The sequence below is a fragment of the Vibrio sp. J383 genome, from assembly GCF_023503985.1.
Classification (GTDB): domain Bacteria; phylum Pseudomonadota; class Gammaproteobacteria; order Enterobacterales; family Vibrionaceae; genus Vibrio; species Vibrio splendidus.
In genome coordinates this window covers 3163259-3181228 of sequence record NZ_CP097293.1, presented here as the reverse complement: position 1 = coordinate 3181228, position 17970 = coordinate 3163259, and the positions used below count along the sequence as shown (strand labels likewise).

The following is a 17970-nucleotide window of genomic DNA, read 5'->3' as shown; positions in this document are numbered from 1 at the left end:
TTTCGCTTTATGAATTATCAGACCATTTAAGTTGGTAATCTGTCTCGATAATAGTTAGTTCTTCTCGACCTTTATTTCCAAATAACTGAACCTGACTTTGCATCCAAGCTTCAAAGCGTTTGATTTTCTCGCGATGAAAGTATCCAGCTGGCGCACATAGGAAGTAATTGTATTTGGGCTTAAGTGCGATGTTACCGATTCGAACGAGTTTCTTTTCCTGCAAATACCGATACACCAAACTGTGCTTCACAAGAGCAACGCCTTGTACGGATAATGCACCTTCTAAAACAAAATGCGAGCCATCAAATTGCAATGATGAGCGTCCTGCCTTCGCTCCAACAATGTCTAGCCATAGATTCCAATCCATATCTGGCCATCGATCTTCAATCAATTCAGCTTTATGCAGATCGTCAATGTCATGGATCCCATGCTTCTCTTGATAAATCGGGTGACAAACTGGGTAAACCACCTCGTCCATTAACCAACGAGACTCGATATTTGGGTAGTTACCGTGACCATACCGAACGCAGACATCGACATTAGAATCTTCAAACGTCACTAGCTTGTTAGTCGGTTCAATCAGCATGGATAGGTCAGGGTGGCGATCGCGAAAGTCGCCAATTCTAGGTACCAACCAGTGTTGGGCAAATGATGGCACGGTTGAAATAGAAAGTTGAGTAGGGTTTGGGTCTTGGTTAATTCGCCTCACACCATCTTGAATGTGGGCAAAGCCTTTCTTCGCTTGCAGGTAAAGCACTTCACCTTCGTGAGTGAGTACTATTTTTCGGTGCTGGCGAATAAACAAGTCTGCGCCTAGCCATTCTTCAAGTTGGCGAATTTGTTGGCTTACTGCTGCTGCCGTGACAAACAGTTTTTCTGCCGCAAGTTTAAAACTGCCAGTTTCAGCTGCAGTGTAAAAGTAATAGATCCCTTGAAATGGTGGAGTTCGTTCTCTCACATTAGTTTTCCTTAACTGAATGTCAGTATCTATCGTTTGTCGATGTTGCTCTGTTGGTCGATTATTGACCATAACAAAGCGAAAGATCAACAGGAGAAAGGCTATGAACACGATAACAGCGACATCAAGGACTAACCAATCATTCTTACCATCGTTATCAGTTAAGAAATTCTATTCTAAATTTAGACTGTATCTTCAGAACCGTAGAACGAGAAAGCACCTAGCTGAACTGTCAGATCATTTACTTGAAGATGTTGGTATTACGCAGAATCAAGTCGATAAAGAACTGAAGAAATCGTTTTGGGAGTGAGTCAGGGCAACGTAGCTTTTACTCAATGCAGTTTTTACCCAACATAGCTTTTACTCAACATAGCTTTGTCGGCGAGGAAGAGTTACGTTGCTATTCTGTATTTAGTTATTGGGGAACTGTTTATTTCAGGAGCTGATAGGCAGAGCTAGTTCTCCAATAGCTCGTTTACTTCTTCGTGCAACCAATTGGTGAACGCTGTAATACGCTCTTCTCTCGGGGAGTTAGGGTCAAAGCATAGGTTGACTTGAACCCCAGGTGTCATGCCTATATCAAAGGGCTTCACTAGCAAGCCGCGTTCGATGAAGTCACCAGCTAAGCTGTCTGTTGCTAAGCAAACCCCATGTCCCGCCATGACAGTCGTTAACCCCATATCAAAGGTACCGACTTCCATCCACTGAATGGTGCTGCTTTGAGTCGATATGTTTGCTTGCCTAAACCATTCCTCCCACGGGAAACAACCGCTATCAAACTGAATCAGCCAACATTTGAGGAGTTGTTCAGGTGATGTGAAGTTCAAAGAGTTTGAGAGTTCAGGGGAACAAAAAGGGTAAACCGGTTCGTTGATTAGCATCTCAAGAGTCAAGCCTTCTTCAACGCATAGATCTTCGCCTTGTCGAATAGCCACATCAATCTCGCCATGTTTTAAATTTGGGGTATCACACCCTGTTAGTATCTTAATTGGGATCTCTGGGTGCTTTACCGAGAACTTCCACAGCCTAGGTAGTAACCAACGAGAAGCAAAAGAAGGGGGACTTCTAACAACAAGCAGCCCTTGAATAGGTTCTGATTGGATCTTGTTTAACCCCAGCAGAACCTCTTGAAATCCATCAGAGACATGTCTAAAAAGTGTGTGCCCTTCATGCGTCAAAGTCATTGCACGCCCCTTACGAATAAAGAGCTTACATCCAACCTGTTCTTCTAACTGTCGAATCTTCTGGCTGACGGCTGCTTGAGTGACGAACAGCTCTTCAGCCGCTTTGCTGTAATTGCTCAAGCGAGCCGCAACTTCAAAGTAACGGAGACCTGAAAGGTGACGCAGTCTATTGTCCATAATCTCAGCTTATAGTCCCTGTTAACAATGGTTGTTCGCTTATCGAACAGGTTGTTTCCATAATAGCGACAAATAAACAAGGAATACAAGAGAGATAAAATGAAAACAATAACCTGTTGGGTCGGCAGATTTGTTAATCAGATGCTTAAAGTTAATGATAAAACCAAGATGAGTAAGACGGCTAAATCGAGACAAGTTATTAGTTCGGAATCGCTGAGCAGTCGAATGAGGGAGGACATCGGTCTGGACAATGGGAGCAATGATGCGGCTGATTACACTAAATACCTATAAGTTGAGCTTACAAAAAAGGAGCCGTACTGGCTCCTTCTCGATTTTGATTACTCTTCCCAAACTACCAATTTATCTTTCGGCCAGTTATGACCGACTTCATGGTATTTCTGCTCAAGGATATGTCGCTTTATCTTGAGAGTTGGAGTAAGAACACCATTATCAATGCTCCATGGTTCCTTAATCATCAGTACGCCTTTGATCTTCTCATGCGAAGCTAACTGTTCGTTCATTTTTTCAATGACGCGTTTGCTTGTTCTTTCGTAACGAGCCCGATCAAAATTAGGGAAGTCATGCGGTACTACCAGCAGGATAGGGCCAGGTAAGCCTAAGCCTATCAAACACATCATTTCTACACGACTGTACTCAAAGAGTTTATTTTCGATGGGTACAGGAGCGACAAACTTGCCTTTCGCGGTTTTAAAGGTATCTTTCTTACGCCCACGAATCGTTAAATAGCCCTCGCTGTCGATATCACCAATATCGCCCGTATGAAGCCAACCTTCTGAGTTAAAAGACTCTTGAGTTGCAATGTCATTTTTGTAATAACCAGAGAACATGCCTTTGCTTCGAACTAAAATCTCTTCGTCTTCTGCAATTTTGAGTTCGATGCCCGGACCAGCATTACCTACAGTGCCAATTTTGTCTGCTCTAAACGGGTGGTTAATCGTGCTGTAGGCGAAAGACTCAGTCATTCCCCAAGCTTCGGTAATGTGTAGGCCAACACTCTGATACCATGCAAGTAGAGCTGGTGATACCGGAGCTGAGCCACAGCCAAGAACGCGAGCTTGGTCTAACCCCAGACCATCAGCCAGTTTCTTCTTAATTAGGTTATTCACGAACGGAATTTTAAGTAAGAAGTTCAGTTTTTTCTGTGGAAGTTTATCTTGGATTCGTTGTTGGAATAGAGTCCATAAACGAGGAACTGAAATAAACAAAGTTGGACGATGCATTTTTACATCATCAATAAATGTGTCTAAAGATTCAGGGAAAGCAGTAACCACCCCACCCATCACTGAAGAACCAAAGATGTACACTCGTTCGGTTATATGGGCAAGCGGCAGATAAGAAAACAGGCGATCGCCAGGTTGGATACCAATGTGATCGATTAATCTCTGAACTGACCATGTAAAGGCACCATACGTGAGCATTGCGCCTTTCGGTACCCCAGACGTACCCGAAGTATAAACAAGCGACATCAGCTTATCATCGTGATGCTGAGGTCTTTTGGTTGAGGGTTCATGTGTTTCGATAAGTTGCTCAAAAGTGTGCTGGCACTTAGCGGCAGTATCGTAGGGTAACGAGATACTAATTAGACTCGGATTATCATCGAGTACTTTTTGAGTGGCTTTAGGATCATCAAGCTTACCGGCAATTACAATCTTACTTTCACTGTGTTCAATACAGTATTGAATAGTATCTGCACCCGCTGTTGGAAAGATTGGGACGCTGACAAAATCTCCTAACATCATGGCAAGATCACAGATAAACCACTCTGCACAGTTTTTTGAAACGAGCGCGACTCGATCGCCGGGTTGAGCTCCGAGTCCTTCTAATGCTGACGCCAGTTTTAGTGCTTTGTCGGCCACTTCTTTATAAGTAAATTCAACAAATTGGCGGTTGATGATTTGTTTTAAATAGACTTCATCTGGGCGTTCTTCTGCCCATTTTAAAATCATGTCATTGGGTGTAGGGAGAGCTGTTGCTTTTTCTTGGCTAAACTCGTTAGGCTGAATCATTGTCTAACTCCATGTTTTTCGCTAAGTTATTTTTGTTAAAATCATGTTAAATGTACCATGATTTTTTCTTTTAGGGAGTAAAATTAGCGTTTTCTGTTATCCGTGCAGGCACGTCTGTAACTTGCGGGTGTTACTCCGGTCCTTTTCTTAAAGATTCTTGAAAAATACGACACATCCTTGTATCCACATTGGTAAGAAATAACAGCTATTTTTGATTCGGTATCGGCTTCGATTAACTTTTTGGCTAACAGGATTCGTTTATCGCACACAAAGTCTCTAAAGCTTACCCCAAAGTGTAGATGAAACTTCTTAGAAAAGTAGGTTGTTGAACAATGACACTTTTCTGCGATTTCTGTTTCTCTGATTTCTTTGTTGATGTTGTCCATAACAAAGTTAACGACTTCAGAGGTAAACAACTTTGCAGGTAATTGATTGTTGTTGTTTGTATCTCGGTCGAGATCAAAGTGAGGCTCGAAGATATGTTGCGTTTTACGTTGTAGTTCTTCGAACTTACTGGTCAGATGTTTACTGTTTGTTTCGATAATAAAAAATATATTCTTATGATTTCGAACGATATTAGGTAACGGGTCTGAGCAAATAATGACTATTCTTTTATTTAGGTTCTCGCAAATAGCTAAAGCCATTGTAAGTAGTTGAAGTTTATCTGGCTTATTCAATATGAAAAACACTAACCTGACATCTAAGTTACTGATTATAGATATATCTTGTCCAAAGTTTTCAATAGGAAAGTAGTGACTTATTTTATTGATAATAACAGCGTTAAAGTCGCTATCCTTATCTGATAATAAAGGTGTTACTACTTTCATATAAATACCAACTCTATTTCATATTTAAATGTGGGTTTAAATTTAGCTAAATTACTATACGTAACAATTAGATTAGAAGTACCACAAAAAAGTGCAAGTGAATGGCAAAAAAATCCTAACCGAATATATCTCTCACCTCTAGATTTAGTTTACAGGTAAACAAAGCCTGATACGTAAATCAAGGAGAGGTTCTCATGGATAAGTTTTTGAATAATTGTAAAGAATTCATGAAAGATGAAGAAGGGTTGACTGTTATCGAGTACGTAATCGGTGCAGCATTATTAGTATTAGGTATGACAACTGTATTTTCTGGTTTAGGGAATACTCTGGCAGCCAAACTGAATACAATCGTTGGTGGTTTATGATCGGAAAGGAGTGAGGCAGCAAAGAGGGCTTACTTCGGTTTCCTATATTATCGCTGCTGCCTTACTTGTTATTGCGATAGGGTTGGTTTTTTCTGGGATGGCAACAGCCTTACTGAGTAAAATCCAGAGCATTATTTTGAGTGTATGAATTAAATATATGATTAATGAGCCTTCAGTTTTTTGGGCATTGCTAATTGCAGTTTCGGTATACGATGTTGAGAAGCATCGTATACCAAACAAAATATTGATACTGTTTTTGTTTGTGTACTTCTTATCAATGTTTAACCGCAATTACACCTTTGATGTTTTTTTAATGTCCTTAGTTGGATTCGTGGTGTTTTTTTGTTTTGGATTACTCTTATATTTTGTAAGAGCTATGTCTGCAGGAGATGTGAAGCTATTAGGTATTGTGGGGATGTATCTTGGGTGGGGACAATTACTTGATGCGTCGTACTTTATCTTACTTTCTTCTGGAGTGATCGGGACTTTCTACCTGCTATATAACTTTTCCAACTCGAACAGTCTTAGTATTAAAGGCTATTTTGAAAATAAGCTGATCGTGCTTGGTGGAGTGACACCAGTATTGGATGAAAGTGCTAGTTCGCACGCTAGGTATTCAAATAAGGTGACGATGCCTTTTGCACCCTCTGTTGTCATGGGATTGGCGATGTATAGCTACTTTACTTAAATCTGTTGTTGGTTAGCTTCATGGAGAGGAATAATATATGGATATTATAGGGCGTACTGATCCAACAACTTTGAAGCCTCAAATTTCAGCCCCAGCCGTTCCTACATCTATTGATATGTTGGGTGTTCCTGAAGTTGTTATAGAAAACCTTGTGTTGAAGCACCTGTCAGCCTACCCCAAGTCGGATGTTTTAGAGCTTTCTAACTATTTATGTGTTGTGACACATATTGTTGAAAGTGCGTTGGCTGTGTTGAGAACAAAGTCATTGATTGAAGTTTTTCAACCAACCTCGAACCTTTCTCTCTCATCTGCATCTCATAGTCACGTCCGCTATTCCCTTTCTGAGAAAGGACTTGAAGAAGCTGATCTTGCCTTTAAACGTGATGCTTATTTAGGTCCCGCCCCCGTTTCACTTACTCAATATAGTGATGTGGTAAAGCTGCAGGATCTAAGAGCAGAGTTAGTGACTCGGCCACATGTCGAAGCTGCACTGAATGATGTATATGGTGTCGACAAAATGATTTCGGTATTGGGGCCAGCAATAAATTCGGGACGAGCTTTGTTGCTATATGGGCATGCGGGGACGGGTAAAACATTTGTAGCTTCACGTATTGTCAATGCGCTGCATACGTCTGTTTTCATTCCTTATGCAGTCTATGCCTTAGGTAACATTATCAAGGTGTTTTCTGCACAACATCATAAACCGTTAGACAGTAACGGTAGCGATCAAAGTATCTCCCTCAAAGATCAATACGACAAGCGTTGGCTTAATTGTGAAAGGCCGAATATTCAGGTGGGTGGAGAGCTCACTATGGATATGCTTGAAGTCAATCATTCTGAGAACAGTCGTGTTTGGTTAGCGCCTGTACAAATGATGGCAAATAATGGGATTTTTATCATTGATGACCTTGGTCGTCAGCCCATGCCTGTCGATGCTTTGCTTAATCGTTGGATTGTACCAATGGAATATTCCTTTGATTATTTATCGCTACCTAATGGCCAGCAAATCACGATGCCGTTTGTTCTAACGCTTGCCTTTTCTACCAATCTAAATCCCAAGAAAATAAGCGACCCTGCATTTCTACGTCGTTTAGGTTACAAAATTGAATTCAAGCCGCTGAATCAGCGAGATTATGAAGCTTTATGGATGAGCGTCGTCGCTGAAAAAGAGATGGAGCTTCAAGATGGTTTCTTTGAGCGTTTGTCTCAAATGCACACGCTTCTTAAGGTGCCACTTTTCCCCTGTTTGCCGAAAGATCTCGTTGGTATAAGCAAAGACATTCTTTCGTTTGAGCAACTCCCACCTGTTATCACATTCGATATTCTTTCCATGGCATGGGAAGTCTATTTTACCTCTGATGGACACGAGGAAGAGAATAATGAATAAGAGTCAAGTTTTCCTACTGTTTTTACTGTCCGTAGTATTCGGCTTAGCGGCTGTATTTTTTGCTAAGCAGTGGATGGATGATCAAGTTCAGCCAACCGTTGAAGTTGAAACGGTCGAGCGTCACCCCGTTGTTGTCGCATCACAAGAAATTGAAGCCGGAACCATTATCGAGGATCAGTTTTTAACCACCAGGTTGATGGAAGTTGATTGGATTAATGAAAATAACTATTCGGATAAAGCGGATCTGATTGGCAAGGTTGTTGCGAATACTATCTATGCCGGAGAGGTGCTTCACAAGTTACGATTTACTGTACCAGGAGAAGGGTCAACACTTGCCGCTCTTATCCCTGAAAATAAACGTGCGGTAACGATACGTGTTGATGATGTTATTGGTGTGGCGGGGTTCTTATTACCGGGTAATAAGGTTGATATTCTCAATACCGTTTCTTACGGAAAAAATTCTGCAGCGACTCAAACCGTTCTTAAAGATATTAAGGTTTTGGCTGTCGACCAAACGGCTAAAACGAAAGAAAACAGTCCGATTATCGTGCGAGCGGTAACACTTGAGATGACGCCGAAAGAAGCGGAGAAACTTCTGACAGCTAAAAGCAAAGGCAGTATTCAGCTGACCTTGAGAAACCCACACGAAGTTGAGAAAAAAGTGGTTCGTCGATATGTGCCTAGACCAAGTGTCACCATTATCAAAGGTACAGAAACATCTAATGTGCGCGTCAAGGATTGAGGTGAGATATGAAAATATTATTAGCGTGTGTTTTGAGCCTGATTTGTTTTTCGACGGCCAGTGTTGCGGCATTGCAGACAGGAAAAACAGTCACGGTTCCACATCATAAATCTACGCATGTGGTGTTGTCGGGAAAAGCGGCGAAGGTTTCTCTTGGTGATCCTGAAGTCTTAGATATTGTAATTTTAAAATCAAATGAACTGTTTTTAATTGGTAAAAAATTAGGTGCGACAAACCTAATGGCTTGGGACTCTCGAGGTCAGTTGATTGAGTCTATTAACATCGAAGTTACTCATGATCTTAATAGCCTCAAAGCTAAATTATATGAGTTCCTTCCTGATGAAACTATCGAGGTGCACAGTGCGCAGAATCGTTTGTTGCTGAGTGGTCAGGTTAGTAACCAACAACAAATGAATGTGGCGATGCGAATTGCAGAAACCTATTCGTCAGGGCAGGCTGCTGACGAATCAAAAGAAAGCGGAAGTGAGCAAGCTGCAGCGACAGGTGTTATCAACCTAATGTCTATAGGTGGCGCGCAACAGGTTATGTTAGAGGTGACGGTTGCCGAGGTTCAAAGAAGCTTAGTGAGAAAGTTTGATGCGAACTTCCACTTTTTCCAAACCAGTGGGTCTGACTTTTCTTGGGGGGCGTCTTCTGTACCTGCCGGAGTATTAGGAGCTACGCCTATCTTCAATATTCCCACGTCGACGGACTACGGCATTTTAGGGTCTTTCATTGATAGTAATACTCTGTTTACTTTCGCACTGGACGTAGCAAAACAAAACGGGGTCGCTAAGGTATTGGCTGAACCTAACTTAACCGCATTAAGTGGTTCTAAGGCTGAGTTTTTAGCGGGTGGTGAATTTCCTATCCCTGTGCCAGACGAAGATGGCATTACCATTGAATACAAAGAATACGGTGTAGGGCTTAAATTTATACCGACGGTACTCAGTGACAAAAAAATCAATTTAAATCTAGCCGTTGATGTTAGTGAGATAGCCAATACCAGCTCATTGACCATTGATCCGGGTACCACAAATGCGACTTATTTTATCCCACCTATTACTCGACGTAGCGCGTCATCAACACTGGAGCTAGCCGACGGACAAACTATCGGTATTGCGGGGTTGTTGAGTGAGAATGTTAGGGACATCAGTAACAAGATGCCAGGTTTTGGAGATGTGCCGATTTTAGGTCAGCTTTTCAATAGCCAAGAATATGTGTCTGGTGAAACAGAGTTGGTCATTCTTGTTACGCCTCGACTCGCCAAACCGGTGGATAGAAGTAAAGTAACACTGCCAACTGATGCTTTTGTTGACCCTAATGACTTGGAGTATTACTTATTGGGCCGAGGCGCTTACATAGCTGAACCGTCTGAATCTGATTCAGAGCAATCTCAAGTTTCACAGGATATATCACCGACCGATGGTGGTAGCGAAGGCTCATTTGGGCATGATTTATAAGGGGATAGATATGACTAAAATAATGATGATCTTTCTCGCAATGTTATTAGTTGGCTGTGCGAACGATGCTCGTTTAGGGCACTCGGTAGCACTAGTGAAAACAGAGCAAACGTATAACCCTAATGCTACCCAAGAGAATTTACTCGAAGTACCTGATGGTACAGGGGAGCGGATGCAGACTGGTTACGACAGATATGTTGGCAGAGGTGAAAACGAACTGTCCGGAAGTAGTAGCCAGATCTTAGAAGATTTTAACTAAATCTGGAGGTACTCATATGTTGTATCGAGTATCACAAAGCCCTAAAAAGCAACAAGGCTTAGTTGTGGTGATGATTACTGCTGCCTTGTTGGTTTTTCTAGCTGTCTCAGCGCTAGCTGTAGACATAAACCATATGGTTGTAAATAAAACGCGCTTACAAAATGCAGTTGATTCTGCAGCGCTGGCTGCCGCAACCATATTAGACAATAGCAAAGATAAAGACGCGGTAGACGCGGAAGTCGGTACGGCGCTCAATGCTATGGCGGCTTCAACAGGGAACCAAGAAATTGATTTTTCGACCGCTTCTATAAGCATTGATTATTCGAATGACCCACAGGATTTTACTGGCGCGATCACGACGACGTTCGGTGCAAGTGATGATGTTTATGTGCGAGTTCGCGTGGATGCACTAGAGATGGATGAATTTTTCATTCAACTGTTTGGTCTTGATAAGGCAGTATCGGCAAGTGCCGTTGCTGGGCCAAGCTCAGGGCAAGAAGTAGTTAATAACGTTGTACCCATTGGAGTGTGTATTGGTGATGGCACCTCCGATAACGATATTGATCCTGAAGATGGTTTTCACGATGACACCGGTGAGGTAATAACCAATGTGTTTGGTTATGAGGTCGGTACCGTTCATGCTCTTAAGGTAGGGGATAACAAACTATCTGAAATGGGTAATGGTAATTATCACCTATTAGACTTTGGCTCTGGTGGTAAAACCGTCAAAGAAGGCTTAGGTGGGAATTATAGTTATCCTGTAGCGATTGGTGACAATATAACCACTAAACCAGGTGGAACTGTTGGTCCCACAGGCGATGGCCTGAATACTCGTTTTGGTGACTATGGTGGTGGCTTATCTGCATCAGATTATCCTTCAGATTATGTAACCACAGAACCTACCAATGAAATAACGATTGATGCCGGTACGGGAGAGATCGACTCTGACGGAAGTTATACCTACGCTCAATATGAGTCAGAGACTAACGCCTGTATAGCAAGCGGAGGTTCAGGGTGTGCATCCAATGGTGTGGCTTGGCGAAGAATTTTACCGATTCCTATGGTTGATTGCTCAGGTAAAAGTGGTGGTGCAACCGACTTTACCGTAAACAAAATTGGGTGCTTTTTCTTGTTGCAAAAAGCACCAACTAATAACTCAGGTACACCCGCCGTTTTTGGTGAGTTTATCCACTCTTGCAGTGTTGCTGGTGGTTCTGGTAGTACAACGTCGACAACGGAAGGGACTTATAAGATTGTTCTGTATAAGGACCCCAATAGTGGGGAGTCTTGACCATGAAGCAATCTAATCAATTTCAACAGGGGTTTGCTGCTGTAGAGATGGTCATTGTGACTCCCATCTTATTGTTTTTTCTAGTTTTAGTTCTAGAGCTTGGCAATGTTCTGATTCACTACAATGTGATATCGAAGTCAGTACAAAATGGCGCTCGTTATGCGGTTAGTGAAGTATATGGAACCATTGGTGGAACCATCGCACCGACGTCTGAAATTCAGAATGTCGTGGTCTATGGTCAGAACAGCGCGGGGACAGCTGTACTATCTTCATTGACGACATCGGATGTGACGGTAACCCCGCCTTCAGGCGACAGTTATGTACGAGTTAGTGTGACGTATGATTATGTTCCACTTTTCTTGTCTATTCCTTTTTCGAATGAGAGTTTTGCTGTTCCATTAAGTGTGACTTCAGTGATGAGGGTGCTGTGATGACAAGGCTTAAAAGACGAATTAAAGGGCTGGCCATTATTGAGTTCACTCTGGTCTCATCGCTAATTTTTCTACTTCTCTTTCTCATTTTAGCGTTGGGTGCCTATATATTTTCGCTACAAATGGTCAGCGAAGCGACTAGGAAGGCAGCTCGGTTAGCGACGGTATGTTACGTCCTAGATAGAGACAATATTGCAGGAATGGTGGTGGATGATATTCCTCTTGTTGGATTTACTAATGCGAACTTAGAAGTGGCTTACTTAGACGCGAGCGGGGGAGAGGTTGCTTCTGATTTTGAAGCGAACTTTGGCACCATTAAGTTTGTGCGTGCTAGGGCTACGGGTTATGGCATTCAGTTAATCAGTAACCTAAGCTTTCTAGGAGTGAATGGATTTCTTGCTGCCCCTGCGTTTGAAACAATATTACCAGCTGAAAGCTTAGGTGTGGTTAGGGCGGACTCTGAAAAAAGGAATCGGTGTCCATAAGTTATTTATTACGGGAGTAGCGGTATGGGGGAAGCGATCAAAATAACGCCGAATGAAAACGATAAAGATATGACGCGTTTAAGAACGAATCTAAAGGTTTGGTTAGTCTACAGTACTGACGGCTTTCATTCGCATATGAGTAAAGAACTAAAAAAATGCCGAAATGTTCATGTAACGTCGTTTTCTCTTGCGGCAATGAGTGAGGAATACCTAAAAAGTGCAGATGTCCCAGAGCTTATTTTCGTTGAAGCTAATGGGAATTGGGCTCAAAAAATGGTTGAGTTGCAAGGGTATGATTTGTCTTTAGAAGACAAGGATTTGTCTTTAGTTGTGCTTGGTGATGAAAGTGATAACGGATCACTAAAAATAGCACTTCGTTTAGGGGCATCAGATTTTTTGTCTCACAATGTGACTCTATCGGACTTACTTCCATTATTGAAGAAAACCGCTTCCGAAAAACTTGAGAACTCCAGTTACGGAGAGTTTATCTTGTTTTTGAATACCAAAGGAGGGATGGGGGCAACCACCTTGGCTTTAAATACTGCCATTGAGATGGCGACTCAACACCCTAATGAAGTTCTTTTACTTGATATCGATCTTCAGTTTGGCGTGATCCCAGACTATTTGAACATAGTTCCGACTTATAGCGTTTCTGATGCGATCAATAGCTCTAATGATTTGGATGAAATGTCTTTGGGCTCTTTGGTAAATAAACACGAATCAGGTCTCCATGTTCTAAGCTTTAAACATGAAAATAACGCTGATGATTTCGAGCAGGCTCAGAAAATTGGCCGATTACTTCCAATTCTGCGTCGTTTCTACCCTTATGTGATCATTGACCTGTCTAGAGGCTTAGATCACGTATTTGCATCAGCAATATCACCAGCGACTAAAGTACTTTTGGTTTTGCAACAGAGCTTAGTGTCAGTAAAAAACACAAGCCGACTAATTAAATCTCTGAAGTTTGAGTACGGCTTACAAAGTGACTCAATAGAGGTCATTCTCAACCGTTATGAAAAGCGACATTCAATTAAGTTGAAAGACATTGAGCAAGCAGTGGGTAACCACGACATACACCTTATGCCAAATGATTTTAAAGTCGCGCTAGAGAGTGCCAACTTAGGGCAGCCGTTAGTTCAGTCGAGAAAAAAAAGCTCTATTACTCGCTCTATCATTGACTTATCTCATGTTCTTTCACCACCGGAGCAGGAAGAGAAAGGGTGGCTGAAAAAGTTGTTTTCATAATGAGTTGATGAAAAGTAAACACGAGGGATTGTGATGTTCTTTAAACGAAAAAATGTAAATCCAGAGTTTGAAAAAAAAGTAGAACAGATTTCGCATGATTCAGAAGATGCCAATCCTGTTGAACGTTTATCAAGTGTTGAGACGTCCAGTAACTCTCGGACAGAAGCGAGCGTTGAAAAGGAGAAAGCGATCGATGAAGCTCGAAAAGTACTGGAGCAAGAATTATCAATCAAACACTTCTTTCATAAGCAGCTGCTTGAAACCCTAGATTTAGGATTGCTTTCGAGTTTGGAGAAGGAGCGCGCTAAGCTCGACTTACACGAAGCTATCGTTCAGTTGATGGCTGATGATGGTAGTCATGCACTCAGCGCAGAAGGACGTAAACGGGTCATCAAACAGATAGAAGATGAAGTTTTTGGTCTTGGTCCGTTGGAGCCCTTATTAGCTGATCAAACTGTATCGGATATATTGGTCAACGGCCCTAAAAGTGTTTATGTGGAGCGACGGGGTAAACTCGAAAAAACGCCCTATACTTTTCTTGATGATCGCCATTTAAGAAACATTATTGACCGTATCGTCAGTCAGGTTGGTCGTCGTATAGATGAAGCATCACCTATGGTAGATGCCCGCTTAGTTGATGGTTCCCGTGTTAATGCGATTATCCCGCCTCTCGCACTCGATGGCCCTTCCGTTTCGATCCGTCGTTTTGCTGTCGATCGTCTGACCATGGATAACTTAATTGGTTACGACTCAGTCTCTCCTCAAATGGCTAAATTTGTGGAGGCTGCCGTGAAAGGTGAGCTGAATATCCTGATTTCAGGAGGGACGGGGTCAGGGAAAACAACCACACTGAATATCTTTTCTGGTTTCATTCCGCGAGACCAACGAATTATTACCATAGAAGACTCGGCAGAATTACAACTGCAACAACCACATGTTATTCGTCTCGAAACCCGCCCTGCTAACCTAGAAGGGAAGGGAGAAATCAGCCAGCGCGAATTGGTTAAAAATACCTTGCGTATGCGACCAGACCGAATCGTGGTTGGGGAGGTGCGTGGTAGCGAAGCCGTTGACATGCTAGCGGCGATGAATACGGGTCATGATGGTTCACTGGCTACCATTCACGCGAATACCCCCCGTGATGCCTTGAGTCGTGTTGAAAACATGTTCTCGATGGCAGGGTGGAACATATCAACCAAAAACTTACGAGCTCAAATTGCTTCGGCTATCCACCTTGTTGTTCAAATGGAACGACAAGAAGATGGTAAGCGTCGTATGGTGAGTATCCAAGAGATCAACGGTATGGAAGGTGAGGTGATTACGATGTCGGAAATATTCCGTTTTCAGCGTAAAGGTATTGATGAAGACGGCAATATTATCGGTTATTTCACAGCAACGGGGGTTGTGCCTCAATACCATGACCAGTTAGTCAAACGTGGACTCGACCTGCCTTTCGAGCTCTTTAGTGAGACCAAAGGTTAAGGAGAGATTATGGACAATGTAAGCGTTTCATTAGGTCTATTATTCATTGCGGTGCTTTTTATCTCTCAAGCTTTGTTGCTCCCTGCAGCAGGGAAAAAAGCGAAGCACAAAGAGTTGTCTCGACGTTTGAAAGAGACGCAACGTAATATCGATGCAGAGAGTTTATCATTACTCAAAGAACACTATAACAAAGAATTATCTCCAGTAGACCGCAAATTAATCGTCATTCCATATTTTGCTGGCTTAAAGAAAATGCTAGAACTAGCCGGCTTTAAATTGGCATTGAGCCGCTTTTTACTCATTGTTTCTCTTTGTGGTGTGTTGCTCACGTTGATATCGATAATGACCAACCAAGTATGGTTCATCAGTGTGGGGGCGTTCATTTTTGTTTGGGTTATCGCTTATCTATTTGTGCAAAATCGAGTGACTTACCGAATGGCTCGATTTGAGGAACAACTTCCTGAGGCTTTAGATATTATTCGACGCGCATTGCAAGCAGGACAACCGCTCGTCCAATCATTCAATGAAGTTGGCGAAGAACTTCCAGATCCAATCGGTATTGAATTTAAAAATACTTATAACCTACTTAACTATGGTTATGACTTACGCTTGGCGATTCTACAGATGACAGAACGAGTACCAACCGTCTCAATGTTGGCATTTTCTAGTGCTGTAATGTTGCAAAAAGAGACTGGGGGTAATCTCTCTGAAAATCTGCAAAAGGTATCTGAAGTACTTAGAGCGCGTTTTAAACTGGAAAGGAAAGTCAGAACGCTCTCTGCTGAAAGTCGTTTATCAGCATGGATCTTAACGTTATCTCCTTTTGGTTTGTTTTTCGCATTAAGGGTCGCTAGTCCCGAGTATATCGAGCCACTCTATAAAGATCCCCGCGGCCTATCCATGGTGAGTGTCGGTATTGTTCTTTTGGCTATCGGAGCCTTGTGGATTAAAAAGATCATCAGCATAGAGATATAACCTATGGAATTATTAAATATTGAAGTTTGGAAGCAGATGTTAGCAGACTTTGGAGTTAGCTCTCAGATGGTTATCTATTCGATGATTTTGCTTACAACAGTCTTGTTAACGCTAACGCTTGGATTTCTATTTTTAGGAGCTCGTTCTCCTTTGGACAAGAAACTGAGACAGATATCAGAAGACGGGGCACCGACTGGCAGAAAACCATACGACTTCTCGAATACGTTAGAATCATTAAGCCCTTTTATAAGTAAAGGTAATAAAAAAGATAATGAAACTTACTCGGAAAAGTTGATGCATGCCGGGTTCCATGAGAAGAGTTCGTTATCGGTTTTCTATGCGTTGAAGGTTTTATCTAGCTTAATAGGTATCGTCGCGGGCTTTATGGTTTATTACATAGCGTTAGGCGGAGAGTATAATAAATTACTTATAATGACCTGTGTTTTTCTTGGTACATTCACTCCTAATATTATTCTCAGTAAGCTACAAAAAGAGCGTCAGAAAAAAATCAGAAACGGCGTCCCTGATGCGCTTGATCTTCTTGTTGTATGTACTGAATCAGGGCTTGGCTTTAATGCAGCTCTTGGACGTGTTGCATCAGAGCTTTATATCTCTCAGCCTGAACTTGCGGATGAACTAGAGACTGTGTTTGCTAAAATTCAAGCGGGCGTCACTATGCCTGATGCGCTTAGGCAGCTTATCGAACGAACTGGTTTAGTTGAATTGGAAGGCTTGGTTTCTTTGCTTTCTCATGCATCGAGAATGGGCGGAAGTTTAGCGCAAACGCTCCGTGACTATACTGAAGATTTTAGAGATAAGCGTCAGCAAGCCGCTGAAGAAATCGCTGCGAAAATACCGACTAAAATGTTATTCCCCATGTTGATATTTATTTGGCCTTGTTTTTTCATTGTTGCACTTGGCCCTGGACTCTTGATCGTAATGGACGCATTAAGTGCGCCGGGAGCAAGTTTATGATGTTATACAATAAGTTTCTTCTACTACTATTGCCCATTTTGCTACTTGGTTGTGCATCTTCTGACGAACCAACCAACCAATTTGATGCCGAATTGTATTCGGGTAAACCAATCGATAGTTTGACTAGTGATGATCCACCGCTAAATGAAAAAGAAGCAATTATGCGCGGTGACATTGCTCTGCGAGACAACAATATAGACTTGGCGTTGTATGAATACATACGCTCTTTGTCTTTCCCTGAAAAAGAGTTTCACGATAAAACCCTGTTCACTATTGGCCAAATACATTCGTCTTGCGGTAACTATGCGTTGGCCGAGAAAGCTTACCTTGCAGCGCTAGATTTTAACCCCGCTCACACTGAAGTTTTGGAACAGTTAGGCGCTCTATACACCAAACAACGTCGTACCGATGAAGGACGTAGTTATTTCTTTAAAGCGATTAATTCAGATCAAGTTCGTTTAAAAAGCAGTGAAACTATCCAAAATTACCAAGCTTTGAGCCAAAGTGAAGTGGCCAGTTTGAAGGTCGATAGTATGTCTCCAGCATTGGCGTATATGGGGATTGGCGTACTGGAAGATGTTGACGGAAAGCATCAGATCGCACAAGAGTACTTTAAAAAATCACTGACGATAGACAAAAGTTCAGTCAAAGCTTTGTTGAATATGGGCTACTCCCACTACATGTACGGTAACTACAAGGAAGCGTATCAATACACGCGTTCAGCCTTAGAGTTAGAACCGAATAATGAAAAAGCTCAGAATAATTTGGCGCTTATTTATTTAGCCTCTGGGGATATTAAAAAAGCAACCAACGTATTTATGAGACATATGGAAGCGCCGGAAGCGTTGAATAATGTCGGCTACTTCTTGATATTACAAGGAAAGCCCGATCAGGCAGTTCCTTATCTACAGCAAGCTATCGATAAGAAATCATCTTACTACAAAGTAGCGAATGAAAATTTAAATAGAGCGTTATCAGAAGTGAGAGAGATGGAACAGTAGAAATTTGA

Annotated in this window: 19 protein-coding genes; 15 read left to right on the top strand and 4 right to left on the bottom strand. The window is 42.0% G+C overall.

Translation table 11 applies throughout. The features are described from left to right. Positions 1-7: 7 nt before the first annotated feature. Complete coding sequence (locus M4S28_RS14225) at positions 8-958, bottom strand: LysR substrate-binding domain-containing protein (RefSeq protein ID WP_249632002.1); 951 nt, start codon at positions 956-958, stop codon at positions 8-10. 103 nt (positions 959-1061) lie between these two features. Between M4S28_RS14225 and M4S28_RS14220 the strand changes: the two genes are divergently transcribed. Then, a complete protein-coding gene (locus M4S28_RS14220; RefSeq protein WP_061022452.1) occupies positions 1062-1268 on the top strand; it encodes a DUF1127 domain-containing protein in 207 nt (68 codons plus the stop codon). 145 nt (positions 1269-1413) lie between these two features. Here the strand turns inward: M4S28_RS14220 and M4S28_RS14215 are convergent, their stop codons facing one another. The 3 genes from M4S28_RS14215 to M4S28_RS14205 form a co-directional block, all read right to left on the bottom strand. Then, complete coding sequence (locus M4S28_RS14215) at positions 1414-2319, bottom strand: LysR substrate-binding domain-containing protein (RefSeq protein WP_249632001.1); 906 nt, start codon at positions 2317-2319, stop codon at positions 1414-1416. 338 nt (positions 2320-2657) lie between these two features. Beyond that, entirely contained in the window at positions 2658-4346 is a 1689-nt protein-coding gene (locus tag M4S28_RS14210; RefSeq protein ID WP_249632000.1) for an AMP-binding protein, read from the bottom strand. Between the two features lie 83 nt (positions 4347-4429). Further along, positions 4430-5173: a helix-turn-helix domain-containing protein gene (locus M4S28_RS14205; protein ID WP_249631999.1), complete on the bottom strand. Its 744-nt coding sequence runs from the start codon at positions 5171-5173 to the stop codon at positions 4430-4432. Between the two features lie 194 nt (positions 5174-5367). Here M4S28_RS14205 and M4S28_RS14200 point away from each other — a divergent pair, with 194 nt between their 5' ends. The 14 genes from M4S28_RS14200 (at position 5368) to M4S28_RS14135 (ending at position 17962) form a co-directional block, all read left to right on the top strand. Next, the gene (locus M4S28_RS14200) at positions 5368-5538 is read left to right on the top strand and encodes a Flp family type IVb pilin (protein ID WP_086715348.1); all 171 of its coding nucleotides are present in this window, start codon (positions 5368-5370) and stop codon (positions 5536-5538) included. Positions 5539-5695: 157 nt separating this feature from the next. Beyond that, positions 5696-6226 (top strand): A24 family peptidase, encoded by a 531-nt coding sequence (locus M4S28_RS14195; RefSeq protein ID WP_102535115.1) that lies wholly within the window; start codon positions 5696-5698, stop codon positions 6224-6226. A 37-nt stretch (positions 6227-6263) separates the two neighbouring features. After that, a complete protein-coding gene (locus M4S28_RS14190) occupies positions 6264-7613 on the top strand; it encodes a DUF8689 domain-containing protein (protein ID WP_249631998.1) in 1350 nt (449 codons plus the stop codon). Further along, positions 7606-8355, top strand: coding sequence for a Flp pilus assembly protein CpaB (gene cpaB / locus M4S28_RS14185; protein ID WP_017080023.1), 750 nt, complete (start codon positions 7606-7608; stop codon positions 8353-8355). The genes M4S28_RS14190 and cpaB overlap by 8 nt, the downstream gene beginning before the upstream one ends. Positions 8356-8363: 8 nt before the next feature. Then, positions 8364-9818 carry a type II and III secretion system protein family protein gene (locus M4S28_RS14180; RefSeq protein ID WP_249631997.1) on the top strand — a complete coding sequence of 485 codons (1455 nt, stop codon included), beginning with the start codon at positions 8364-8366 and terminating at the stop codon, positions 9816-9818. Further along, positions 9781-10077 carry a hypothetical protein gene (locus tag M4S28_RS14175; protein ID WP_017080025.1) on the top strand — a complete coding sequence of 99 codons (297 nt, stop codon included), beginning with the start codon at positions 9781-9783 and terminating at the stop codon, positions 10075-10077. The genes M4S28_RS14180 and M4S28_RS14175 overlap by 38 nt, the downstream gene beginning before the upstream one ends. 16 nt (positions 10078-10093) lie before the next feature. Next, complete coding sequence (locus tag M4S28_RS14170; protein WP_249631996.1) at positions 10094-11368, top strand: TadE/TadG family type IV pilus assembly protein; 1275 nt, start codon at positions 10094-10096, stop codon at positions 11366-11368. A gap of 2 nt (positions 11369-11370) precedes the next feature. Further along, entirely contained in the window at positions 11371-11799 is a 429-nt protein-coding gene (locus M4S28_RS14165; protein ID WP_249631995.1) for a TadE/TadG family type IV pilus assembly protein, read from the top strand. Next, positions 11799-12284 carry a TadE/TadG family type IV pilus assembly protein gene (locus tag M4S28_RS14160; protein ID WP_108100217.1) on the top strand — a complete coding sequence of 162 codons (486 nt, stop codon included), beginning with the start codon at positions 11799-11801 and terminating at the stop codon, positions 12282-12284. Before M4S28_RS14165 ends, M4S28_RS14160 begins: the two co-directional genes overlap by 1 nt. A gap of 24 nt (positions 12285-12308) precedes the next feature. Further along, positions 12309-13529 carry an AAA family ATPase gene (locus tag M4S28_RS14155; RefSeq protein WP_102398355.1) on the top strand — a complete coding sequence of 407 codons (1221 nt, stop codon included), beginning with the start codon at positions 12309-12311 and terminating at the stop codon, positions 13527-13529. Between the two features lie 33 nt (positions 13530-13562). After that, a complete protein-coding gene (locus tag M4S28_RS14150; protein ID WP_029222298.1) occupies positions 13563-15011 on the top strand; it encodes a TadA family conjugal transfer-associated ATPase in 1449 nt (482 codons plus the stop codon). 9 nt (positions 15012-15020) lie between these two features. Beyond that, positions 15021-15986 carry a type II secretion system F family protein gene (locus M4S28_RS14145; protein WP_102498636.1) on the top strand — a complete coding sequence of 322 codons (966 nt, stop codon included), beginning with the start codon at positions 15021-15023 and terminating at the stop codon, positions 15984-15986. A gap of 3 nt (positions 15987-15989) precedes the next feature. After that, positions 15990-16961 carry a type II secretion system F family protein gene (locus M4S28_RS14140; RefSeq protein WP_102498635.1) on the top strand — a complete coding sequence of 324 codons (972 nt, stop codon included), beginning with the start codon at positions 15990-15992 and terminating at the stop codon, positions 16959-16961. Then, a complete protein-coding gene (locus M4S28_RS14135) occupies positions 16958-17962 on the top strand; it encodes a tetratricopeptide repeat protein (protein WP_249631994.1) in 1005 nt (334 codons plus the stop codon). The genes M4S28_RS14140 and M4S28_RS14135 overlap by 4 nt, the downstream gene beginning before the upstream one ends. Positions 17963-17970 lie beyond the last annotated feature (8 nt).